This window comes from Streptomyces sp. NPDC041205 (genome assembly GCF_055591765.1).
The window spans coordinates 455873-475021 of the sequence record NZ_JBVIZH010000005.1; the positions used below are offsets into that span (position 1 = coordinate 455873).

13 protein-coding genes are annotated in these 19149 nt (G+C 72.2%); 7 read left to right on the forward strand and 6 right to left on the reverse strand.

Annotation, left to right across the window (positions count from 1 at the left end; translation table 11 throughout):
- Together ACZ6BG_RS24530 and ACZ6BG_RS24535 are read left to right on the forward strand one after the other, a co-directional pair.
- A partial coding sequence (locus tag ACZ6BG_RS24530) for an SUKH-4 family immunity protein (RefSeq protein WP_469004958.1) occupies nt 1-1349 on the forward strand: 1349 nt, incomplete at its 5' end.
- A gap of 303 nt (nt 1350-1652) precedes the next feature.
- The gene (locus ACZ6BG_RS24535) at nt 1653-2612 is read left to right on the forward strand and encodes a cellulose-binding protein (protein WP_469004960.1); all 960 of its coding nucleotides are present in this window, start codon (nt 1653-1655) and stop codon (nt 2610-2612) included.
- 224 nt (nt 2613-2836) lie between these two features.
- Here the strand turns inward: ACZ6BG_RS24535 and ACZ6BG_RS24540 are convergent, their stop codons facing one another.
- The 3 genes from ACZ6BG_RS24540 to ACZ6BG_RS24550 all read right to left on the reverse strand — a co-directional run bounded on the left by ACZ6BG_RS24540 (nt 2837) and on the right by ACZ6BG_RS24550 (nt 6677).
- Nucleotides 2837-4411 (reverse strand): sodium/solute symporter, encoded by a 1575-nt coding sequence (locus tag ACZ6BG_RS24540; RefSeq protein WP_469005273.1) that lies wholly within the window; start codon nt 4409-4411, stop codon nt 2837-2839.
- Nucleotides 4412-4424: 13 nt separating this feature from the next.
- Complete coding sequence (locus ACZ6BG_RS24545) at nt 4425-4886, reverse strand: DUF485 domain-containing protein (RefSeq protein ID WP_469004963.1); 462 nt, start codon at nt 4884-4886, stop codon at nt 4425-4427.
- Between the two features lie 111 nt (nt 4887-4997).
- Nucleotides 4998-6677: an MFS transporter gene (locus ACZ6BG_RS24550; protein WP_469004966.1), complete on the reverse strand. Its 1680-nt coding sequence runs from the start codon at nt 6675-6677 to the stop codon at nt 4998-5000.
- 432 nt (nt 6678-7109) lie between these two features.
- On the opposite strand from ACZ6BG_RS24550, the gene ACZ6BG_RS24555 reads away from it, so the two are divergent.
- From ACZ6BG_RS24555 to mfd, 3 genes are all read left to right on the forward strand, one after another.
- Nucleotides 7110-7898, forward strand: a complete 789-nt coding sequence (locus ACZ6BG_RS24555; RefSeq protein ID WP_030360651.1) for an ABC transporter ATP-binding protein — start codon at nt 7110-7112, stop codon at nt 7896-7898.
- Nucleotides 7895-10480, forward strand: a complete 2586-nt coding sequence (locus ACZ6BG_RS24560) for an ABC transporter permease (protein ID WP_469004968.1) — start codon at nt 7895-7897, stop codon at nt 10478-10480. Before ACZ6BG_RS24555 ends, ACZ6BG_RS24560 begins: the two co-directional genes overlap by 4 nt.
- Nucleotides 10481-10755: 275 nt before the next feature.
- Nucleotides 10756-14310, forward strand: a complete 3555-nt coding sequence (mfd, locus tag ACZ6BG_RS24565) for a transcription-repair coupling factor (RefSeq protein ID WP_469004970.1) — start codon at nt 10756-10758, stop codon at nt 14308-14310.
- A gap of 61 nt (nt 14311-14371) precedes the next feature.
- On the opposite strand, the gene ACZ6BG_RS24570 is transcribed toward mfd, so the two are convergent.
- Both ACZ6BG_RS24570 and ACZ6BG_RS24575 read right to left on the reverse strand, forming a co-directional pair.
- On the reverse strand, nt 14372-15748 hold the full coding sequence (locus ACZ6BG_RS24570; protein WP_469004974.1) for an SGNH/GDSL hydrolase family protein: 1377 nt from the start codon (nt 15746-15748) through the stop codon (nt 14372-14374).
- Between the two features lie 110 nt (nt 15749-15858).
- Entirely contained in the window at nt 15859-16290 is a 432-nt protein-coding gene (locus ACZ6BG_RS24575; protein WP_469004976.1) for a nuclear transport factor 2 family protein, read from the reverse strand.
- A 240-nt stretch (nt 16291-16530) separates the two neighbouring features.
- Between ACZ6BG_RS24575 and ACZ6BG_RS24580 the strand changes: the two genes are divergently transcribed.
- Both ACZ6BG_RS24580 and ACZ6BG_RS24585 read left to right on the forward strand, forming a co-directional pair.
- Nucleotides 16531-17310, forward strand: coding sequence for an HNH endonuclease family protein (locus tag ACZ6BG_RS24580; protein WP_469004978.1), 780 nt, complete (start codon nt 16531-16533; stop codon nt 17308-17310).
- A 136-nt stretch (nt 17311-17446) separates the two neighbouring features.
- Complete coding sequence (locus ACZ6BG_RS24585) at nt 17447-18190, forward strand: N-acetyltransferase (protein ID WP_469004980.1); 744 nt, start codon at nt 17447-17449, stop codon at nt 18188-18190.
- A gap of 94 nt (nt 18191-18284) precedes the next feature.
- Here ACZ6BG_RS24585 and ACZ6BG_RS24590 read toward each other — a convergent pair whose 3' ends face one another.
- Entirely contained in the window at nt 18285-19130 is an 846-nt protein-coding gene (locus ACZ6BG_RS24590) for a hypothetical protein (RefSeq protein WP_469004982.1), read from the reverse strand.
- Nucleotides 19131-19149: the final 19 nt, after the last annotated feature.

Here is a 19149-nt window from a genome sequence, read left to right on the forward strand (position 1 = left end):
CTCCCGGCGCTCCGCAGCCGCCCGGCCCGCCCGGTGCGCCCGGTGCTCCGCAGCCGCCCGGCCCGCCCGGTGCCCCTGGTGCCCCTGGTGCCCCTGGTGCGCCGCAAGCCCCCGGTGCGCCTGGCGCGCCCGGAGCCCCCGGTGCCCCGGGCGGCGGCGTCCACCACGCCGCCACCATGCTCGCGGGCCCGGCCGTCGGCGGCCCCGGCGCACCCATGCCGCCCGGCGCACCCGGCGCTCCCGGAATGCCCGGCGCCCCCGGCGCGCCCCTGCCTCCCGGCGTGCCCGGTGGCCCGGGTGCCCCCGGCATGCCCCCGCCCGCCCAGGGCATGGCCCCCGGCCAGCCGTACGGCTACCCCCAGCCGCCGACCGGTCAGCCCACCGTCGGCCCCGGCTACCAGGCCGTGCTGCGCTATCGCGCGCCCGACGGGTCCGAGCAGCAGGTCATCCGGCGTTCCGCGCCCGGGACACCGCACCCGGAGTGGCAGATCTTCCACGAGCTGCGCTCCATGAACATCCCGCCGGACCAGGTCCTCGAACTCCACACCGAACTGGAGTCCTGCGACCTGCCGGGCGCGTACTGCGCACGGATGATCAGGGAGACCTGGCCGCAGGCGCGCATCACCTCGATCGCGCCGTACGGCAAGGACCACGCCTCGCGCCAGCAGGGCATGCACCAACTGCTCGCGCACCAGGGCGAGCTGCACCAGGTCGCGGACGGCCCGGCGCGCCCCGCGCCGGTGCGCGCGCCGCTGCCGCAGGTGCCGCCCGCGCCCGCGGTGCCGCCGGAGGGGGTGGCCCAGGAGCTCGCGGGGGCGTTCGGCCCCGGCGTCTTCCGGTTCGACCAGCGGGCGGTGTCCCGCCAGGGCGTGCCGGACGTGGTGGCGCACACGCTCGTCGTGGCCGGGCTCCCGGTCGACTTCGGGCCGTTCTTCTGGGCGCAGGCCCAGCCGGGGCGGCCGGTGCCGACGCTGGCCGAGATGGCGCAGGAGCGGGGGGTGCAGCCCGCGTCGGACGCCGGTTCGTACCTCGTCATGGGCAGTGACTTCGGGCGGGCGATCTGCGTCCAGTACGGCACCGCGAACATCGTGGCCGTGCCGGTCGAGGCGGGTCCCGGCGGTGCCCCCGTGCCGCCGCAGTTCGTGAACACGGGCCTGCCCGAGTTCACCCGCTGCCTCGGGCTCCTCGGCCGCATGTGGCGGCTGCGCTACGGGCTCAACCAGGAGCAGGCGGGCCGCTGGACCGTCGACTTCCAGACCCAGCTCGCCGCGCTCGACCCGGCCGCGCTCGCCTCGCCGGAGAGCTGGTGGTCGGTGCTCCTCGAGCAGATGTGGGACGGACTCCTGTAACTCGTACGAGGCACCGGGAAACAGCTGAACGAGGCGTCCGACCTGGGGATCAGGCCGGGCGCCTCGCTCGTGCGCGCTCGCGTACGCGGGTGGCTCGACGGGCTCGCTCAGAGCTTCGTCGTACTGCGGAACGACAACCCGATTCCGACTTCTGACCCCAATTGACGCATCCTTGACCGGATGGGATGGGCGGAGTGTCGCGTTATGACCACTTCCGCTTGATCCATCAAGATGTGCGCCAATCGCGTTGTACGCGGTCGGCGCGACGGCGAGAGTCTGTGTGGGCGAAAGAGGGGATCAAGGATGAGCGGCAGCGGTGTGTCGGTATCACCTCATGGCTTCGTCGCCGTGCGCGGGCGCGGTTACCGTCCCGGGCAGGTGGACGCCTACGCCGACGCCCTGTCCCGGGACCGCGACGCGGCGTGGGAGCGGGCCGCCCGCCTCACCGTCCTCGCGAAGGAGATGGACGCGGAGGCCGCGCGCATGCGCGAGGTCGTCGAGCGGCTCGCTCCGCAGACGTACGAGACGCTCGGGCAGCGCGCGCAGTACCTCCTCGCGCTGACCGAGGAGGAGGCCGCGGCCGTGCGGGACGCGGCGGCGGCCGCGGCGCGCGAGACCGAGGAGGCCACCGCCGCGGGCGCGGCGGCGCTCGCCGGGGCCGCGCGGGCGTACGCCGACTCGGTGTGCGGCGAGGCGGAGGAACGGGCCCGGCAGCGGCTGCTCGCGGACGGCGCCACAGCCGACGAGGTGCGGGTCGCCGCCCGTACGGACGTGAAGCAGTGGCGCGGCGAGGCGCTGGCCGCGCTGCGGGACATGCGGCAGCGCACCAGCGGGCTCCTCGCCGACCTGGAGAAGGAGCACGCCGAACGCTGGGAGGCCGCCGAGCGGGAGATCGCCGAGCGGGAGGCCGAGGTCGAGGCGCGCGAGGCGTCCCTCGTCGCCGCCGCCGAGGCCCGCCTCGCCGAGGCCGAACGGGCCAGGGCCCAGGCCGAGGAGGCCGCGCGGCACGGGCAGGAGGACGCGGAGGCGCGCGCCGCGGATGTGCTCGCGCGGGCGCGGATGCGGCAGGAGCGGGTCGGGCGGGAGACGGAGCGGATCCTGCGGGAGCACGGGGAGCGGTGGGACGAGGTGCGGGCGCACATGGACCACGTCCGCAGCAGCCTCTCCGCGCTTACCGGGCGGGGCGCCCAGGAGGACGGGGCTCGGCCCGGTGGTCCTGGGACTGTTCCTGGGCCGAACCCGGGCTCGGGCTCGGGCTCCTGAGTCTGCCTGGCTGTCGTCGCTCGTCTGCGGGGTGGATTCCCTGTGCCGCCGCTGCGCGGCGGATGCGCCCCACCCGCCCACCCGTTCGCCGTCGACCGGACAGTCATCGTCAGTCCGCCCCTCGCCCACCTCGCCGGGACCCCGCCCTGCCGGGACCTCGCCCCGCCGGGGCCGCCCCGGCCGGGGGCGGGTTGGATGCCCCCGCCGGGGCCACCCGTCCCCACTCACCGCCCCCGCGCCCCCGCCAGGATGAACGGCTCCACCGCCTCGTACCGGCCCCGTTGCTCCCGTTGGACCGACGGGCGGGACGTGATCGTGCCCAGCCAGCCGAGGAGGAAGCCCAGGGGGATGGAGGCGATGCCGGGGGTGGTGAAGGGGAACCAGTTGAAGTCGTGGGTGGGGAAGGCGGCGTTGGGGGAGCCGGAGACCAGGTTGGTGCCGGTCATGAGGACGGCGCAGCCGAGCGTGCCGCCGATGAGGGTCCACAGCAGGCCCGCCCGGGTGAAGCGGCGCCAGAACAGGGTGTAGATCAGCGCGGGGGCGAGCACGGACGCGCCCAGGCAGAACGACAGGGTCACCAGGGGCTGGAGGCTGCGGTCCTGGATGAGGACGGCGAGGGTGATCGCGAGGGCGCCCACGGCGAGCGCGCAGCCGCGGGCGAGCGTCATCTCCTTGCGGGGCGGCAGATCGCGGCGGCAGGCCGCGAACACGTCGTGCGCCAGGGAGTTGGCGCAGGCCAGGATCATCCCGGCCACGGACGCGAGCAGGGTCAGGAAGATGGCGGTGGCGACCGTGGTGAAGAGGAGGGTCTCGGCGCCGGACGCGTCCGCGCCGAACACCGCGCGCGTGCCCAGGAGATACGCCGTGTTGCCCTGCGCGTCGTGCGCCGACACCGCGGCCCGCCCGAGCATCGCCGTCGTACCGAATCCGATCACCGTGATGACGAGGACGAAGAGGGCGACCGACGACACCGCCCAGGACAGCGAACGCCGTATCTCGGGGGCGCCGCGCGCCGTGTACATGCGCATGGTGATGTGCGGCAGGCACGCCCCGCCGAGGACCACCGTCAGCTCGGAGCTGATCATGTCCAGGCGCGGTGCCGGGCCGCCGTCGAACTGCAGCCCCGACCGGAGGTAGGCGGGGCCGAGTTCGCTGCCCCGCTGCGCGGCGGCGAGCAGCGCTCCGGGGTCCCAGTCGAAGCGCCGCAGGATCAGTACGGCGACCACCGTCCCGGACCCGAGCAGGATCACGATCTTGAGGATCTGGATGAGGGCGGTGCCCTTCATGCCCCCGATCGCCGCGTAGCTGATCATCAGCGCCCCGAGCGCGATCACGCACCCGGTCTTCAGGCCGGGGCTGGAGAACCCGAGGATGAACGCCAGCAGATCGCCCGCGCCCGCCAGTTGGACCAGCATGAGGGGGAGCAGCGCGGCCAGCGTCGCCGCGCACGCGGTCACGCGCACCACCCGGCCCGGCATCCGGCGTGCCAGGACGTCCCCCATCGTGAACTTGCCCGCGTTCCTGAGCGGTTCGGCAAGCAGGAACATCAGCAGCATCAGCGACAGTGACGTACTGAGGGCGAGGACCACACCGTCGTAGCCGAGCAGCGCGATGACGCCGGTCGTGCCGAGCACGGACGCGGCGGAGATGTAGTCGCCCGCGATGGCCAGGCCGTTGCTGAGCGGCGTGAGGCCGCCGTACCCGGTGTAGAACTCGCCGAGCCCGTCGCGGTCGGGGCCCGTCATCACGCACAGCAGCAGGGTCAGCGTGACGGTGGCCGTGAACGCCACCAGGGTCATGCTCTGGGTCGCGTCAGCGGCGGTGTTCACGGTTCGCCTCCAGTTCCGCCAGCTTGCGCAGGCGCGCGGCGAGCTGGTCGAGGCGTCGTCGCGCCGTGAACTCGTACAGCGCTATGGCGAGGCACATCACCGGCAGTTGTACGAGGCCGAGGAGCAGGCCTGTCGTCAGGCCGCCGGAGACCTCGCTGTTCATCAGCGACGGCGCGCAGCCGGAGAGGATCAGGAAGAGCGTGAAGTAGCCGAGCGCGGTGAGCGTGGCGACGCGGCGCTGTCTGCGGTAGGCGGTGCGCAGGACGCGCAGGTCACGGTGGTTGCCGAGGGCGGGGTGGCGGGGTGCCGCGCGGGGTGGTGGTGGCGCGGGCGGTGGGGGGACGGGCTGCCAGGGGTAGGTGGCGTAGGAGGGGGACGAGGTGTGGGGGAGATGAGGGGGGTGGTGCGGGTGGTGCGGGGATGCTTCGTGCGGAGGGTGGGTCATCCCGGTTCTCCTCTCCAAGCGCGGCTTCGGTCCGGTGCGGACCGCGAGGGAGCGAGGGCCGAGAACGCTACTTGCTGGTAGAGGGGGCGCGCGGGGTTTTCGCCATACTGATCAGTCGGTATGGGTTTCGTCGAGCGGCGAATGGGTCAACCTGGGCTTTTGGGGCGGTAGTTGAGTGTCAGGGGCACGCGGTTCGTCGGGCGGGCGGGGCGCGTCCCCTCTGCCCGGCGCCCCTTGCGCCGCCGGTGCCCCCGGCCCCTCGGGCGCGCCGGACTCCGCCGGTGCCTCCTGGATCACGGGGAACCGGCGCGGCGCCACGAAGAGCAGCACGAGCAGGCACACCACCGCCGCGCACGCCGCGCCCACGTACACGGCGTCGACGGCCGCGTCCACCGCGCGCCGCAGCCGGTCCGCGTCCGCCACCGAGTCCGGGTCGTCCAGGGCCTTCGCCACCGCGTCGAGGGAGCCCGCGCCGCCGAGCTTCGCGCTGAGCACCCCGTTGGCGACCGCGCCGAACAGCGCGGCACCGATCGTCTGGCCGATCTGGCGGCAGAACAGGACCGAGGCGGTGGTCGTGCCGCGCTCCGCCCAGCCGACGGTCGACTGGACGCCGACGATCAGGGGGAGCTGGAAGAGGCCGAGCGCCGCGCCGAGCAGCAGCATCAGCAGGGCGGGCTGCCAGGCCGAGCCGGGGTAGGGCAGCAGGGGGAAGGCGAACAGGACGCAGGCCGCGGCGCCGATACCGAGCATCGCCGTGTTGCGGAAGCCGATGCGCCGGTAGACGTGCTGGCTGAGCGCCGCCGACACCGGCCAGCTCAGGGTCATCACGGAGAGCACGAACCCGGCGGCCATGGGCGCGAGTTGCAGCACCGACTGGGCGTACGTCGGCAGGAAGACCGTGGGCGCCACCATCACCAGGCCGAGCGAGCCGAGCGCCAGGTTCACGGCGGCGATGGGGCGCCGCCGCCACACCCAGCCGGGTATGACGGGGTCGGCCGCGCGCCGCTCGATGACGACGACCGCGGCGACACACAGCAGCCCCGCGGCGAACAGCGCGAGCGACGGCGCCGACAGCCACGCCCAGGCGACCCCGCCCTGCACGAGCGCGGTCAGCAGGAGGCCCCCGGCGGCGAAGACGGCGAGCGCTCCGGGCCAGTCGATGCGTTTCCACACGTCGCCGCGCGGCCCGGCCGTCGCGGTCGTGCGGGCGGGCTCGTGCAGGTGGCGCACGATCAGCCAGAGCGCGACCGCGCCGACCGGCAGATTGATCAGGAAGATCCAGCGCCAGTCCGCGTACGCCGTGACGAGGCCGCCGACCGCGGGGCCCGCGACCGCCGAAGTGGCCCACACCGCCGACAGCTTGGCCTGTATCTTCGGGCGCTCCTTGAGCGGGTACAGGTCGGCGGCGAGGGTCTGGACGGTGCCCTGGAGGGCGCCGCCGCCGAGGCCCTGGACGACGCGGAAGGCGATCAGGGCGCCCATGTTCCAGGCGAGCGCGCACAGCGCCGAGCCGAGCAGGAACAGGATGCTGCCGGCGATCAGGACGGGCTTGCGGCCGAAGGTGTCGGAGAGCTTGCCGTACACCGGCAGGGTGACCGTGGCGGCCAGCAGATAGCCGGAGAACAGCCAGGAGAAGACGGAGAAGCCGCCGAGCGTGCCGACGATCTGCGGGACGGCCGTGGAGACGATGGTGGCGTCCAGTGCGGCCAGCGCCATGACGAGCATGAGCGCGGCGACGACGGCCCCGCGCTTGTCGGTACTCGGCTCGGTACGCGGCTCAGTACTCGGCATCCCAAGATTCCTTCCCCCTGCACCTATTGCCTCGGGTCACTTTCTCACCGGCGGGGCCCTCGGGGGAGGGTGGAGGGACTCTCGGCTGGTAGGGCGGGATCTCGGTCGGCGGGAGGGTGGAGTGACCCTGAGAACCGCTCCACCGCCGGGTGGAGAACCCCTAGGGGGACCTCCGTACTACGGACAGGGAGACGTTGGTACCGACGGAGGACGAACGGGTCTGACCTGGTCCTTAGATTGGCTTTATGCCGCGGGGCACGGAGCACGGGCCCGCGGCACTGAGACGAACCTCAGCGTCGGGGGTGGGGTTTTCCCCAGCAAAAGACTGCGCTGCGCACCAGGGCGCCGGACACCCCCCGCGGACCAGACTGATCAGCGTGAGCGAGCGGCATGTGATCGGGCTCATCTCTTCACCCACATAGGAGACTTACCGTGACAACGGCTGTGACCACTCCCAGGCACGGGGGTACTGGAGGGCGTACGGCCGTGGCGGCTCGGGCACGCCAGGTCGTCAAGGCGTACGGCACCGGCGAGACCCGGGTCGTCGCCCTCGACCACATCGACGTGGACATCGCCCGCGGGCAGTTCACCGCGATCATGGGCCCGTCCGGGTCCGGCAAGTCCACGCTGATGCACTGCCTCGCGGGCCTCGACACCGTCTCCTCCGGGCAGATCTATCTGGACGAGACCGAGATCACCGGCCTGAAGGACAAGAAGCTCACGCAGTTGCGCCGGGACCGGATCGGCTTCATCTTCCAGGCGTTCAACCTGCTGCCGACGCTCAACGCCATCGAGAACATCACGCTCCCGATGGACATAGCGGGCCGCAAGCCCGACCGCGGCTGGCTGGACCAGGTCGTCGAGACCGTCGGCCTCGCCGGTCGCCTCAAGCACCGCCCGACCGAGCTGTCCGGCGGCCAGCAGCAGCGCGTCGCCGTGGCCCGCGCCCTGGCGTCCCGCCCGGAGATCATCTTCGGCGACGAGCCGACCGGAAACCTGGACTCCCGCGCCGGCGCCGAGGTCCTCGGCTTCCTGCGCCGCTCGGTGACCGAGCTGGGCCAGACCATCGTGATGGTCACCCACGACCCGGTCGCGGCGTCGTACGCGGACCGGGTGCTGTATCTCGCGGACGGCCGCATCGTCGACGAGATGTACAACCCCACCGCGGACCAGGTCCTGGACCGCATGAAGCACTTCGACGCCCGGGGGCGCACGTCATGACCGTCCTCAAGACCTCCATGCGCAACTTCCTCGCGCACAAGGGACGCATGGCGCTCTCCGCGATCGCCGTGGTCCTCTCGGTGGCCTTCGTGTGCGGCACGCTCGTCTTCTCGGACACGATGTCCACCACCTTCGACAAGCTCTTCGCGGCGACGGCGTCCGACGTCACCGTCCAGCCCAAGGGCGCCGGCGACGCCGGTGACGACGGGCCGAAGACGGGCAAGCCCGAGTCGCTGCCCGCCGCCGCCATCGCCCAGGTGAAGAAGGCCGACGGCGTGAAGTCCGTCGAGGGCGCCATCACCAGCGACAGCGTCACGGTCGCCGACTCCGACAACAAGAACATGGGCCCGTCCTCCGGCGCCCCCACCCTCGCGGGCAACTGGACGAAGAACGACCTGCGTTCCATGGAGATCACCTCCGGGCACGCCCCGCGCGGACCCACCGAGGTGATGGTCGACGCCGACACCGCCGACAAGCACGGCCTCAAGATCGGCGAGGAACTGCGCACCATCACCGCCGCCGGTGACTTCAAGGCGAAGATCTCCGGCATCGCCACCTTCAAGGTGACCAACCCGGGCGCGGCCGTCTTCTACTTCGACACCGCGACCGCCCAGCGCGAACTGCTCGGCGCCACCGGCAGGTTCACCCACCTGAGCGTCAGCGCCGCGAGCGGCTTCAGCGACCAGCAGGTGAAGGAGAACGTCACCAGGACGCTGGCCGGGGACGCCTCGGCGTACAAGGTCAAGACGCAGAAGGAGAGCGCCGACGACAACCGCAAGTCCGTCAGCGGCTTCCTGGACGTCATGAAGTACGCGATGCTCGGCTTCGCCGGAATCGCCTTCCTCGTCGGCATCTTCCTGATCATCAACACCTTCTCGATGCTGGTCGCCCAGCGCACCCGCGAGATCGGCCTGATGCGGGCCATCGGCTCCAGCCGCAAGCAGGTCAACCGCTCGGTCCTGGTCGAGGCGCTGCTCCTCGGCGTCATCGGCTCCGTCCTCGGCGTCGGCGCGGGCATCGGCCTCGCGATCGGCCTGATGAAGCTGATGTCCGGCATGGGCATGGAACTGTCCACGAAGGACCTCACCATCGCCTGGACGACCCCCGTGGCGGGCGTGGCGCTCGGCATCATCGTCACCGTCCTCGCCGCGTACCTCCCGGCGCGCCGGGCCGGCAAGGTCTCCCCGATGGCCGCGCTGCGCGAAGTGGGTACGCCCGCCGACGGAAAGTCCAGCGCCCTGCGCGCCCTCATCGGCCTGGTCCTCACCGGCGCCGGAGGCTTCTGTCTCTACACCGCGGGGCAGGCGGACAAGGCCAGCGAGGGCTCCCTGTTCCTGGGCGGCGGCGTCGTCCTCACCCTCATCGGCTTCGTGGTCATCGGCCCGGTCCTCGCCTCCTTCGTGGTCCGTGTCATCAGCGCGGTGATCCTGCGGATGTTCGGCCCCGTCGGCCGCATGGCCGAGCGGAACGCGCTGCGCAACCCGCGCCGCACGGGTGCCACGGGCGCCGCCCTGATGATCGGCCTCGCCCTGGTGGCCTGCCTCTCCGTGGTCGGCTCCTCGATGGTCGCCTCGGCCACCGACGAGCTGGACAAGTCGGTGGGCGCGGACTTCATCATCCAGGCCGATTCGCAGAGCATCACGGCCAAGGCGGAACAGAAGCTGAAGAAGACTCCGTACATCTCGCACTTCACCCGCAACAAGGAGATCAAGGCCGACCTCACCCTGCCGGACGGCAAGACCAGCAAGGGCGCGGAGCTCAGCGCCGCCGACCCGACGTACGCCAAGGACCTGCGCCGCGAAACCGTCGCCGGAGAGCAGTCCGCCGCCTACGGCAGGAACGCGATGTCGGTGGGCGAGGACTTCGCCAAGAAGCACCACCTGAAGGTCGGCGACGAGCTGAAGGTCGCCTTCGACCACGGCCGCACCGCGGAGCTGAAGCTCGCCGCGATCACGTCGGAGGACGGGTCGTTCGACAAGGGCGCGATGTACGTGAACATCGCGACGGTCGAGCGCTATGTGCCCGCCGACCGGATGCCGCAGACCGAGATCGCCTTCGCCAAGGCGGCCGACGGCAAGCAGGACCAGGCGTACAAGGCGCTGAAGGACGCCCTGGCGGCCTACCCGCAGTACAAGGTCCAGGACCAGACCGACTTCAAGCAGAGCCTGAAGGACCAGGTCGGCCAGATGCTGAACATGGTCTACGGCCTCCTCGGCCTCGCGATCATCGTCGCCATCCTGGGCGTGGTGAACACCCTCGCCCTCTCGGTGGTCGAGCGGACCCGGGAGATCGGCCTGATGCGGGCCATCGGCCTCTCCCGCCGCCAGCTGCGCCGCATGATCCGTCTGGAGTCGGTGGTCATCGCCCTCTTCGGCGCCCTCCTCGGCCTCGGCCTGGGCATGGGCTGGGGCGCCACGGCCCAGAAGCTGCTCGCCCTGGAGGGCCTGAAGGTCCTGGAGATCCCCTGGCCGACGATCGTCACGGTCTTCATCGGCTCGGCCTTCGTCGGACTGTTCGCCGCGCTGATCCCCGCCTTCCGGGCGGGCCGGATGAACGTCCTGAACGCGATCGCCACGGATTAGCCACCACGACGGGGGAACGGGGGAGGGCCGGGGTCAGGGGAATGTTCCCCTGACCCCGGCCCTTGCGTCACCCGGACCCTGTTCAGCCCGTCCGGAGTTCGGGAAGGGGCGGGATCGGGGAGCCCCCGGCAGGGCCCCGCCACCCCGCGCCAGAAGGTGAGCGCCGCCCGGCCGTCGTACCCTGGACACCCCCGGCCCGTGCGACGAGTCGGGCTGTTCGCGTTGTCCGCATCGTTCTCTGCCCCCGTTCTACGCCCCGGACTGGATGCCCCTTCATGAGCCTGCACGGACTGCTGGACGTCGTCGTCGAGGACGCGGCCCTCACCGAAGCGGTGAAGGCCGCGGCCGACGGCAACCGGCACCACATCGACCTCGTCGGCCCCCCGGCCGCCCGGCCCTTCGCCGTGGCGGCCCTCGCGCGGGAGGCCCGCCGTACGGTCCTCGCGGTGACGGCCACGGGCCGCGAGGCCGAGGACCTGGCCGCGGCGCTGCGGACGGTGCTGCCGCCGGAGGGGGTCGTGGAGTATCCGTCGTGGGAGACGCTGCCGCACGAGCGGCTCTCCCCCCGCTCGGACACCGTCGGCCGCCGCCTCGCGGTCCTGCGCCGCCTCGCGCACCCGCGCCTGGACGATGCGGCGGACCCGGAGACGGGCCCGGTGTCGGTGGTCGTGGCGCCGGTGCGCTCCGTGCTGCAGCCGCAGGTCAAGGGCCTCGGCGACCTGGAGCCGGTGTCGCTGCGCACGGGCGAGTCGGCGGACCTGAACGAGACCGTCGAGGCCCTGGCCGCGGCGGCGTACGCGCGCGTGGAACTGGTGGAGAAGCGCGGCGAGTTCGCCGTACGAGGAGGCATCCTCGACGTCTTCCCGCCCACCGAGGAGCACCCCCTGCGGGTGGAGTTCTGGGGCGACGAGGTCGAGGAGATCCGTTACTTCAAGGTCGCCGACCAGCGCTCCCTGGAGATCGCGGAGCACGGCCTGTGGGCGCCGCCGTGCCGTGAGCTGCTGCTCACCGAGGAGGTCAGGGGAAGGGCCGCCGCGCTGGCCGAGCAGCACCCGGAGCTGGGCGAGCTGCTCGGCAAGATCGCCGAGGGCATCGCGGTCGAGGGCATGGAGTCCCTGGCCCCGGTCCTGGTGGACGACATGGAGCTGCTGCTCGACGTGCTGCCGAAGGGCTCGATGGCGCTGGTCTGCGACCCGGAGCGGGTGCGCACGCGCGCCGCGGACCTGGTGGCGACGAGCCAGGAGTTCCTGCAGGCCAGCTGGGCGGCGACGGCCGGCGGAGGCCAGGCCCCGATCGACGTGGGCGCGGCCTCGCTGTGGGGCATCGCGGACGTCCGGGACCGGGCCCGTGAGCTGGGCATGATGTGGTGGTCGGTGAGCCCGTTCGCCGCCGACGAGACGCCCGAGCCGGAGGACCTGGCGGACGCCGACACCCTCAAGCTCGGCATGCACGCCCCGGAGACCTACCGGGGCGACACCGCGAAGGCCCTCGCCGACACCAAGGGCTGGCTCGCCGACGGCTGGCGCACGGTGTACGTCACGGAGGGCCACGGCCCGGCCGCCCGCACCGCCGAGGTCCTGGGCGGCGAGGGCATCGCGGCCCGCCTGGACGCCGACCTCACCGAGCTGACCCCGGCCGTGGTGCACGTGGCGTGCGGCTCCATCGACTACGGCTTCGTCGACCCGGCGCTGAAGCTCGCCGTCCTCACGGAGACCGACCTCACCGGCCAGAAGGCGGCGGGCAAGGACGGGCAGCGCATGCCCGCCCGGCGCCGCAAGACCATCGACCCGCTGACCCTCGAACCGGGCGACTACATCGTCCACGAGCAGCACGGCGTCGGCCGCTACATCGAGATGGTGCAGCGCACGGTCCAGGGCGCGACCCGCGAGTACCTGGTCGTGGAGTACGCCCCCGCCAAGCGCGGCCAGCCCGGCGACCGGCTCTACATCCCCACCGACCAGCTGGAGCAGATCACCAAGTACGTGGGCGGCGAGGCCCCGACCCTGCACCGGCTCGGCGGCGCCGACTGGACGAAGACCAAGGCGCGCGCGAAGAAGGCGGTCAAGGAGATCGCCGCCGACCTGATCAAGCTGTACTCGGCGCGGATGGCGGCGCCCGGCCACACCTTCGGCCCGGACACGCCCTGGCAGCGCGAGCTGGAGGACGCCTTCCCGTACGCGGAGACGCCCGACCAGCTCACCACCATCGCCGAGGTCAAGGAGGACATGGAGAAGTCGGTCCCGATGGACCGCCTGATCTGCGGCGACGTGGGGTACGGCAAGACGGAGATCGCGGTCCGCGCGGCCTTCAAGGCGGTCCAGGACGGCAAGCAGGTGGCCGTCCTCGTGCCCACGACGCTCCTCGTCCAGCAGCACTTCGGCACGTTCTCCGAGCGGTACTCGCAGTTCCCGGTGAACGTCCGGGCGCTCAGCCGCTTCCAGACGGACACCGAGTCCAAGGCGACCCTGGAGGGGCTGCGGGACGGCTCGGTGGACATCGTCATCGGCACCCACCGCCTGTTCTCCTCCGAGACCAAGTTCAAGGACCTGGGCCTGGTCGTCGTCGACGAGGAGCAGCGGTTCGGCGTCGAGCACAAGGAGCAGCTGAAGAAGCTGCGCGCGAACGTCGACGTCCTGACGATGTCGGCGACCCCCATCCCCCGTACGCTCGAAATGGCCGTGACCGGCATCCGCGAGATGTCGACGATCACGACCCCGCCGGAGGAGCGGCACCCGGTCCTGACCTTCGTCGGTCCGTACGAGGAGAAGCAGATCGGCGCCGCGATCCGCAGGGAACTCCTGCGCGAGGGCCAGGTCTTCTACATCCACAACCGCGTCGAGTCCATCGACCGGGCGGCGGCCAGGCTGCGCGACATCGTGCCCGAGGCGCGCATCGCGACCGCCCACGGCCAGATGTCCGAACAGGCCCTGGAGCAGGTCGTCGTGGACTTCTGGGAGAAGAAGTTCGACGTGCTGGTCTCGACGACGATCGTCGAGTCCGGCATCGACATCTCCAACGCCAACACCCTCATCGTGGAGCGCGGCGACAACTTCGGCCTGAGCCAGCTGCACCAGCTGCGCGGCCGCGTCGGCCGTGGCCGCGAGCGCGGCTACGCGTACTTCCTGTACCCGCCGGAGAAGCCGCTGACCGAGACCGCCCACGAACGCCTCGCGACGATCGCCCAGCACACGGAGATGGGCGCGGGCATGTACGTGGCGATGAAGGACCTGGAGATCCGCGGCGCCGGAAACCTCCTCGGCGGCGAGCAGTCCGGCCACATCGCGGGCGTCGGCTTCGACCTCTACGTCCGCATGGTCGGCGAGGCCGTCGCCGACTACCGCGCATCGCTTGAGGGCGGGGTGGAGGAGGAGCCGCCCCTGGAGGTCAAGATCGAGCTGCCGGTCGACGCGCACGTCCCGCACGACTACGCCCCCGGCGAGCGCCTGCGCCTCCAGGCGTACCGCTCGATCGCCTCCGCCAACACGGAGGCGGACATCAAGGCGGTGCGCGAGGAACTCACCGACCGCTACGGCAAGTTGCCGGAGCCGGTGGAGAACCTCCTCCTGGTGGCGGGCCTGCGCATGCTGGCGCGGGCGTGCGGGGTCGGCGAGATCGTCCTGCAGGGCACCAACATCCGCTTCGCGCCCGTGGAGCTGGCCGAGTCCCAGGAGCTGCGCCTCAAGCGCCTCTACCCCGGCACGGTCATCAAGCCCGCCACCCACCAGGTCCTGGTGCCGCGCCCGAAGACCGCGAAGATCGGCGGCAAGCCGCTGGTCGGGCGCGAACTGCTGGGCTGGGTCGGGGAGTTCCTGACGTCCGTGCTGGGATAGGGCCTGGGGCAGGGCGCGCGGCCCGGCCGAGTCCGGCGGGACTCGGCCGGGCCCGACGGGCTCAGAGGGTGCGCAGGTCCACGGCGGCGGCCATGGCCCGGTATCCGGCGTCGTTCGGGTGCAGGGCGTCGCCGGAGTCGTAGGCGGGCGCCATGCGGTCGGGGTCGGCGGGGTCGGCGAGGGCGCGGTCGAGGTCGACCACCTCGTCGTACGCGCCGGAGTTGCGGATCCAGTCGTTGACCGCGTCGCGCTTGGCCTCGTTGGCCGGGGTGTCGTAGAACGAGCCCTTGACGGGTGTCAGCGTGGCGCCGACCACCTTGATGCCGCGGGCGTGGGCCTGGCGGATCAGGGAGCGGTGGCCGTCGATGAGCTTGCGGACCGACACCTCGGGGGTGGGGCCGCCGGGGTAGGAGGGGCCGCTGCCGCCGATGTCGTTGATGCCTTCGAGGACGATGACGGTGCCGACGTTCGGCTCGCTCAGGACGTCCTTCTTGAAGCGGGCGACGCCCTTCTCGCCGGCCCAGGAGGTGTCGTTGGTGACCTGGTTGCCGGAGATGCCGTGGTTGAGGACGCTGCGCGGCTTGCCCGCGGCGGCGAAGCGCTCCGCCAACTCGTCGGGGTAGCGGTTGTCGGTGTTCACGGTGGAGCCGACGCCGTCGGTGATGGAGTCCCCGAAGGCCACCACGGAGTCCCTGCGCGCGCCCGCCCCGCCGCTGACCTCGACGCCGGACAGGTAGTACCAGGAGTCGCTGGTCTCCGTGAACGCGGCGCCGCCCTGGTCGGCGGTGTGGTCGCCCTGGGCGCGGTAGCTGGTGGCGGAGGACTGCATGTGGAAGGTGGTGGGGCCGGTCGGCTCCGCCAGGTACAGCGTGACGGTCAGCGACTCCAACGCCTTGACGGGGAACGGGACGCCGTCGCTGTAGACCTTGCCGCCCGCCGGGATCGTCACCGACCCGTCCTTGCCGAAGGCCAGCTTCCGCACCGAACCGCCCTCGACCCCGGCGCCCTCGGCCGTGCGGGCGATGGTCGCGCCGGTGATGCGCAGCGGCGTCTTGCCGTACCGGTTCGACAGCTCGATGCGGGCCTTCGTACCGCCCTTGCTGACCCGGACGACCTGCCGGACGCTGTGCTGCGCGAAGCCCTCCTTGGACCAGTTCGGCGTGAAGACCTCGGTCGGTGCCTGCGGCGAAGCGGCCCAACCGCCTTGCCAGGCACCGCCCTTGTGCATGCCGTGTTTGCTCTTGTGCGCGGTTCTGCTCTTGTACGCGGTGCTGTCGTGCTCGGCCGCCGTGGTGCTGTCGTGCTCGGCCGCCGCGGCGCCGGAGGGGCCGGTCAGCCCCTGCGCGCCGACGACGGGCAGCGCGGCCAGCGTGGCCGTCGCGAGCAGCGCGGCGCCCGCACGGCGCGCCGAACCCTTGGACCTGATGCGTCCCGTCATGTCTCCCGCCCCCACTTCTCCGTGCCCCGCCCGGATCCTCCGGCAAGGTCACTGCCCTCAAGCGGAGTCGGGCTCCGGCTATTCCCGGGACAGGGTGCCCTGGCGGTACGTCAGGGAGTGCAGGCCGCCGCGATGGACAGGCTGTTCTCGTAGAGGTGGTGCCGGGTGATCCGCCCGTCCTCGACGGTCAGCCGCAGCGCGAAGGGGCCCTCGAAGGACTTGCCGGTGGCGCGCACGGTTCCTGACAGGTGCCCCATGAGGACGGCGTCGTGTCCGTCGACCAGGAACGTGTCCAGGGAGGCGCGGGAGTCCTCCGCGACGGTGTACCGCGCCAACTCCTCGGCCTGGGCGGCGCATTCGGCGCCGGTGGCGCGCGGGCGGATCCAGGGGCAGGCCGGGTTCTCGGCGAGCAGCCAGTCGACCTGGTCGGCGAACAGCTCCGTCATCCGCGCGGTGTCCCCGGCGAGGCGGGCGGTGAGGAAGGCCTGGACGGTGGTGCGGGTGGCTTCGGCGGTGGTCTGGGGCGTCTCCGTGGTTTCCATGGACAGGAGCTTGCCGGGTGGGTGCGGGGTGGTCGATTACTCGGGGGGTAATGGCCGGGCCGCCGCGGGGTAATGGCCGGGTGTTCCGTGGGTCGTGACGCCGGTGCCACGTCGGTCATGGCCTCGCGGGCGCCTCGGTCCCGGCCTCGACGCCCTGTCGGGAATGTGCGGGTTGGGCCCCGAAGGGCGGTATGGTCTGGACCACTTGGCCGCTACCGTGGGGCCGTTTCAGGGGAGGACATGACTGTGAGGCTCGGGGACACCGTGACGTTCGGCGGCCCGGCGGGAAGTCGACGGGGGAGGCGACGGCGCGCGGGCGCGGCGGTCGCCCTGCTCGTGCTCGGCGGTGCTCTCTCCGCCTGCAAGGGCGAGGACGGCAAGGACGGCGACGCGGGCGGAGCACCCGGCTCCGGCGCCCGCGGCGCGCTCGCCGCCGTCGACTCGCTCGCCGTCAAGGGCCGTGCCCCGAAGACCGGTTACGACCGCGCGCGGTTCGGCAGCCCCTGGGCCGACACCGACTCCAACGGCTGTGGGACCCGCGACGACATACTCAAGCGGGACCTGGACGCCGTGAAGTTCCGCGGCGGCGACTGCACGGTGGTGTCCGGCACCCTCGCCCCGGACCCGTACACCGGCAAGGACGTGACGTTCACACGCGGGCGCAGCCGCGTCGACATCGACCACGTCGTCGCCCTCTCCGACGCCTGGCAGAAGGGTGCGGGGAGCTGGCGCCCGAGCAAGCGCATCGCCCTGGCCAACGACCCGTTGAACCTCCTCGCCGTCGACGCGGGCCCCAACCGCGGCAAGGGCGACGGCGATACGGCGACGTGGCTGCCTGCGAACAAGTCCTACCGCTGCGCGTACGTGGCGCGGCAGGTCGCCGTGAAGAAGAAGTACGGCCTGTGGGTGACCGCCGCCGAGCGGGACGCGATGCGGAAGGTGCTCGCGCGCTGCCCGCAGGAGAAGCTGCCGGGCGGCGGGAACCCGACGGCGGCGCCGGAGCGGTTCCGGGCCCGGTGAGGTGAGGTGAGGTGAGGTGCGGTGAGGTGCGGGTGTGGTTCGGCCGCGACCCGCGCCGCCGTGACCTGCGGCTTCGCCCGCGCGGCCGCGCGCTAATTCGGTTTCCCCGCCGTGGCCCGGCCGTTAGCGTGCGGGCATGGACCTGAAGATCACCTCGCTCGCCGAGCGGCCCGAACTCGCCGACCCGATGTGGGCGATGGACGACACCTGGGTCGAGTTCGTGCAGTACGACCCCATCGCCTGGTCGCTGATGGGCCGGATCCCGGTGGAGTGGCCGGAGCACGTCCTGGTCGCCACCGACGCCGGGGGGAAGGTCGTGGCGCGGGCGTTCAGCGTGCCGTTCGCGCTGGGGGCGGACGGGCGCGGGGAGTTGCCCGGCGACGGCTGGGACGCGGTCATGCTGTGGGCGTTCTCGGACCTCAGGCGGGGCCGGGAGCCGGACACCGTCAGCGCCATCGAGATCACGGTCGCCCCGGACGCGCAGGGGCACGGTGTCTCCGGCCGGGTGCTCGCGGCCCTGCGGGAGAACGCGCGCGGGCGCGGTTTCGGCGAGGTCGTCGCGCCGGTGCGGCCCAACGCCAAGCACCTGGAGCCCGCGACGCCGATCGAGGAGTACGCGTGGCGCACCCGGGCGGACGGCCTGCCGCACGACCCGTGGCTGCGCGTCCACGTCCGCGCGGGCGGTGTCATCGAGAAGGTGGCCCCGGCGTCGATGACGGTCTCCGGCCCGCTGGAGCGGTGGCGTACGTGGACGGGCCTGCCGCTGGACGAGGAGGGACTCGTCGATGTGCCGGGGGCCCTGGTGCCGGTGCACTGCGAGCCCGGGCGCGGGTACGCGGTGTACGTGGAGCCGAACGTGTGGGTGCGGCACGTCCTGTGAGGCGCGGCATACATGGTGGGGCCAGGCATGCATGGTGGGGCCAGGCACACGTGATGAGGCCCGGCACGCCCTGTGAGGCGAGCCGGGCCTTCCCTCAGTTCATCTTGTCGAGGTCGAGGACGTCCCCGCTCGGGGGCGTCGTGTCCACCGGCTTGTCGTAGTCGCCGAACGTCAGGGACTCGGACCGCTTCGCGGTGTCGTTGACGATCTTCAGCAGGTACGGCTTGCCCTCGGTCGCGACGTAGATCGTGTACTTGTCCTTGCCCTCGTCCTCGCGCAGCGCGAGGGCCGGGGTGCCGTCGACGGACGTCTGCTCGCCGCGCCGCGCGATCGAGTTGACGTCCTTGAACTCGGCCAGGATGAGGTCGAGGTCGCAGAACGTGGCCATGCCCTTGGCGTCGGACGAGGTCGCGCTGGACTTCGACCAGCGGTCGGCCATCAGCTGCACGGCCGCGGAGGTCTCGGCCTCCGGCTGGTCCTTGGTCTCCGAGCGGATGAACTCCGCGTCGGGCCGCATGTACACGGTGCTGCGGTTCACGATCAGGTCGACCGAGCCCTGGTCCTTCATGCTCATCGAACCGGCGCACTCGCCGCGGGTGTTGAGCGCGATGTCCATGTCGATGACGCCGCCCTCGTCGTCGGGCGCGCTGCCCTTGAGGGTGAGCGACTTCGCGCCGGTCGTCGCCGCCACGGACTTGTCGACGATGTCCGGCCCCGACAGACCGGGGAAGGGGCCCTTCGCCCCGCCGCCGGACTTCGCCCCGCCGTCCTTGCCGTCCTTGCTGTCCTCGCCCGACTGCGAGTCGCCGGACTTCTTCGCGGCGTCCCAGGGGGAGGAGCCGCCCTTGTCGCTGCCGCAGGCCGTCAGGGTGACGGCCGCCGTCGCGGTGAGGCAGAGCGCGGCGAGGGTGGCGCGGCGAGCGCGCGAACGGTGCTGCATGAGAGGTCCCCCCAGGGAT

What these genes read in the sequence shown, in the direction of transcription:
- ACZ6BG_RS24535 (WP_469004960.1), top strand. Translation starts at nt 1,653, where the DNA reads ATGAGCGGCAGCGGTGTGTCGGTATCACCTCATGGCTTCGTCGCCGTG.
- ACZ6BG_RS24540 (WP_469005273.1), bottom strand. Translation starts at nt 4,411, where the DNA reads ATGACCCTGGTGGCGTTCACGGCCACCGTCACGCTGACCCTGCTGCTG.
- ACZ6BG_RS24545 (WP_469004963.1), bottom strand. Translation starts at nt 4,886, where the DNA reads ATGACCCACCCTCCGCACGAAGCATCCCCGCACCACCCGCACCACCCC.
- ACZ6BG_RS24550 (WP_469004966.1), bottom strand. Translation starts at nt 6,677, where the DNA reads ATGCCGAGTACTGAGCCGCGTACCGAGCCGAGTACCGACAAGCGCGGG.
- ACZ6BG_RS24560 (WP_469004968.1), top strand. Translation starts at nt 7,895, where the DNA reads ATGACCGTCCTCAAGACCTCCATGCGCAACTTCCTCGCGCACAAGGGA.
- mfd (WP_469004970.1), top strand. Translation starts at nt 10,756, where the DNA reads ATGAGCCTGCACGGACTGCTGGACGTCGTCGTCGAGGACGCGGCCCTC.
- ACZ6BG_RS24570 (WP_469004974.1), bottom strand. Translation starts at nt 15,748, where the DNA reads ATGACGGGACGCATCAGGTCCAAGGGTTCGGCGCGCCGTGCGGGCGCC.
- ACZ6BG_RS24575 (WP_469004976.1), bottom strand. Translation starts at nt 16,290, where the DNA reads ATGGAAACCACGGAGACGCCCCAGACCACCGCCGAAGCCACCCGCACC.
- ACZ6BG_RS24580 (WP_469004978.1), top strand. Translation starts at nt 16,531, where the DNA reads ATGACTGTGAGGCTCGGGGACACCGTGACGTTCGGCGGCCCGGCGGGA.
- ACZ6BG_RS24585 (WP_469004980.1), top strand. Translation starts at nt 17,447, where the DNA reads ATGGACCTGAAGATCACCTCGCTCGCCGAGCGGCCCGAACTCGCCGAC.
- ACZ6BG_RS24590 (WP_469004982.1), bottom strand. Translation starts at nt 19,130, where the DNA reads ATGCAGCACCGTTCGCGCGCTCGCCGCGCCACCCTCGCCGCGCTCTGC.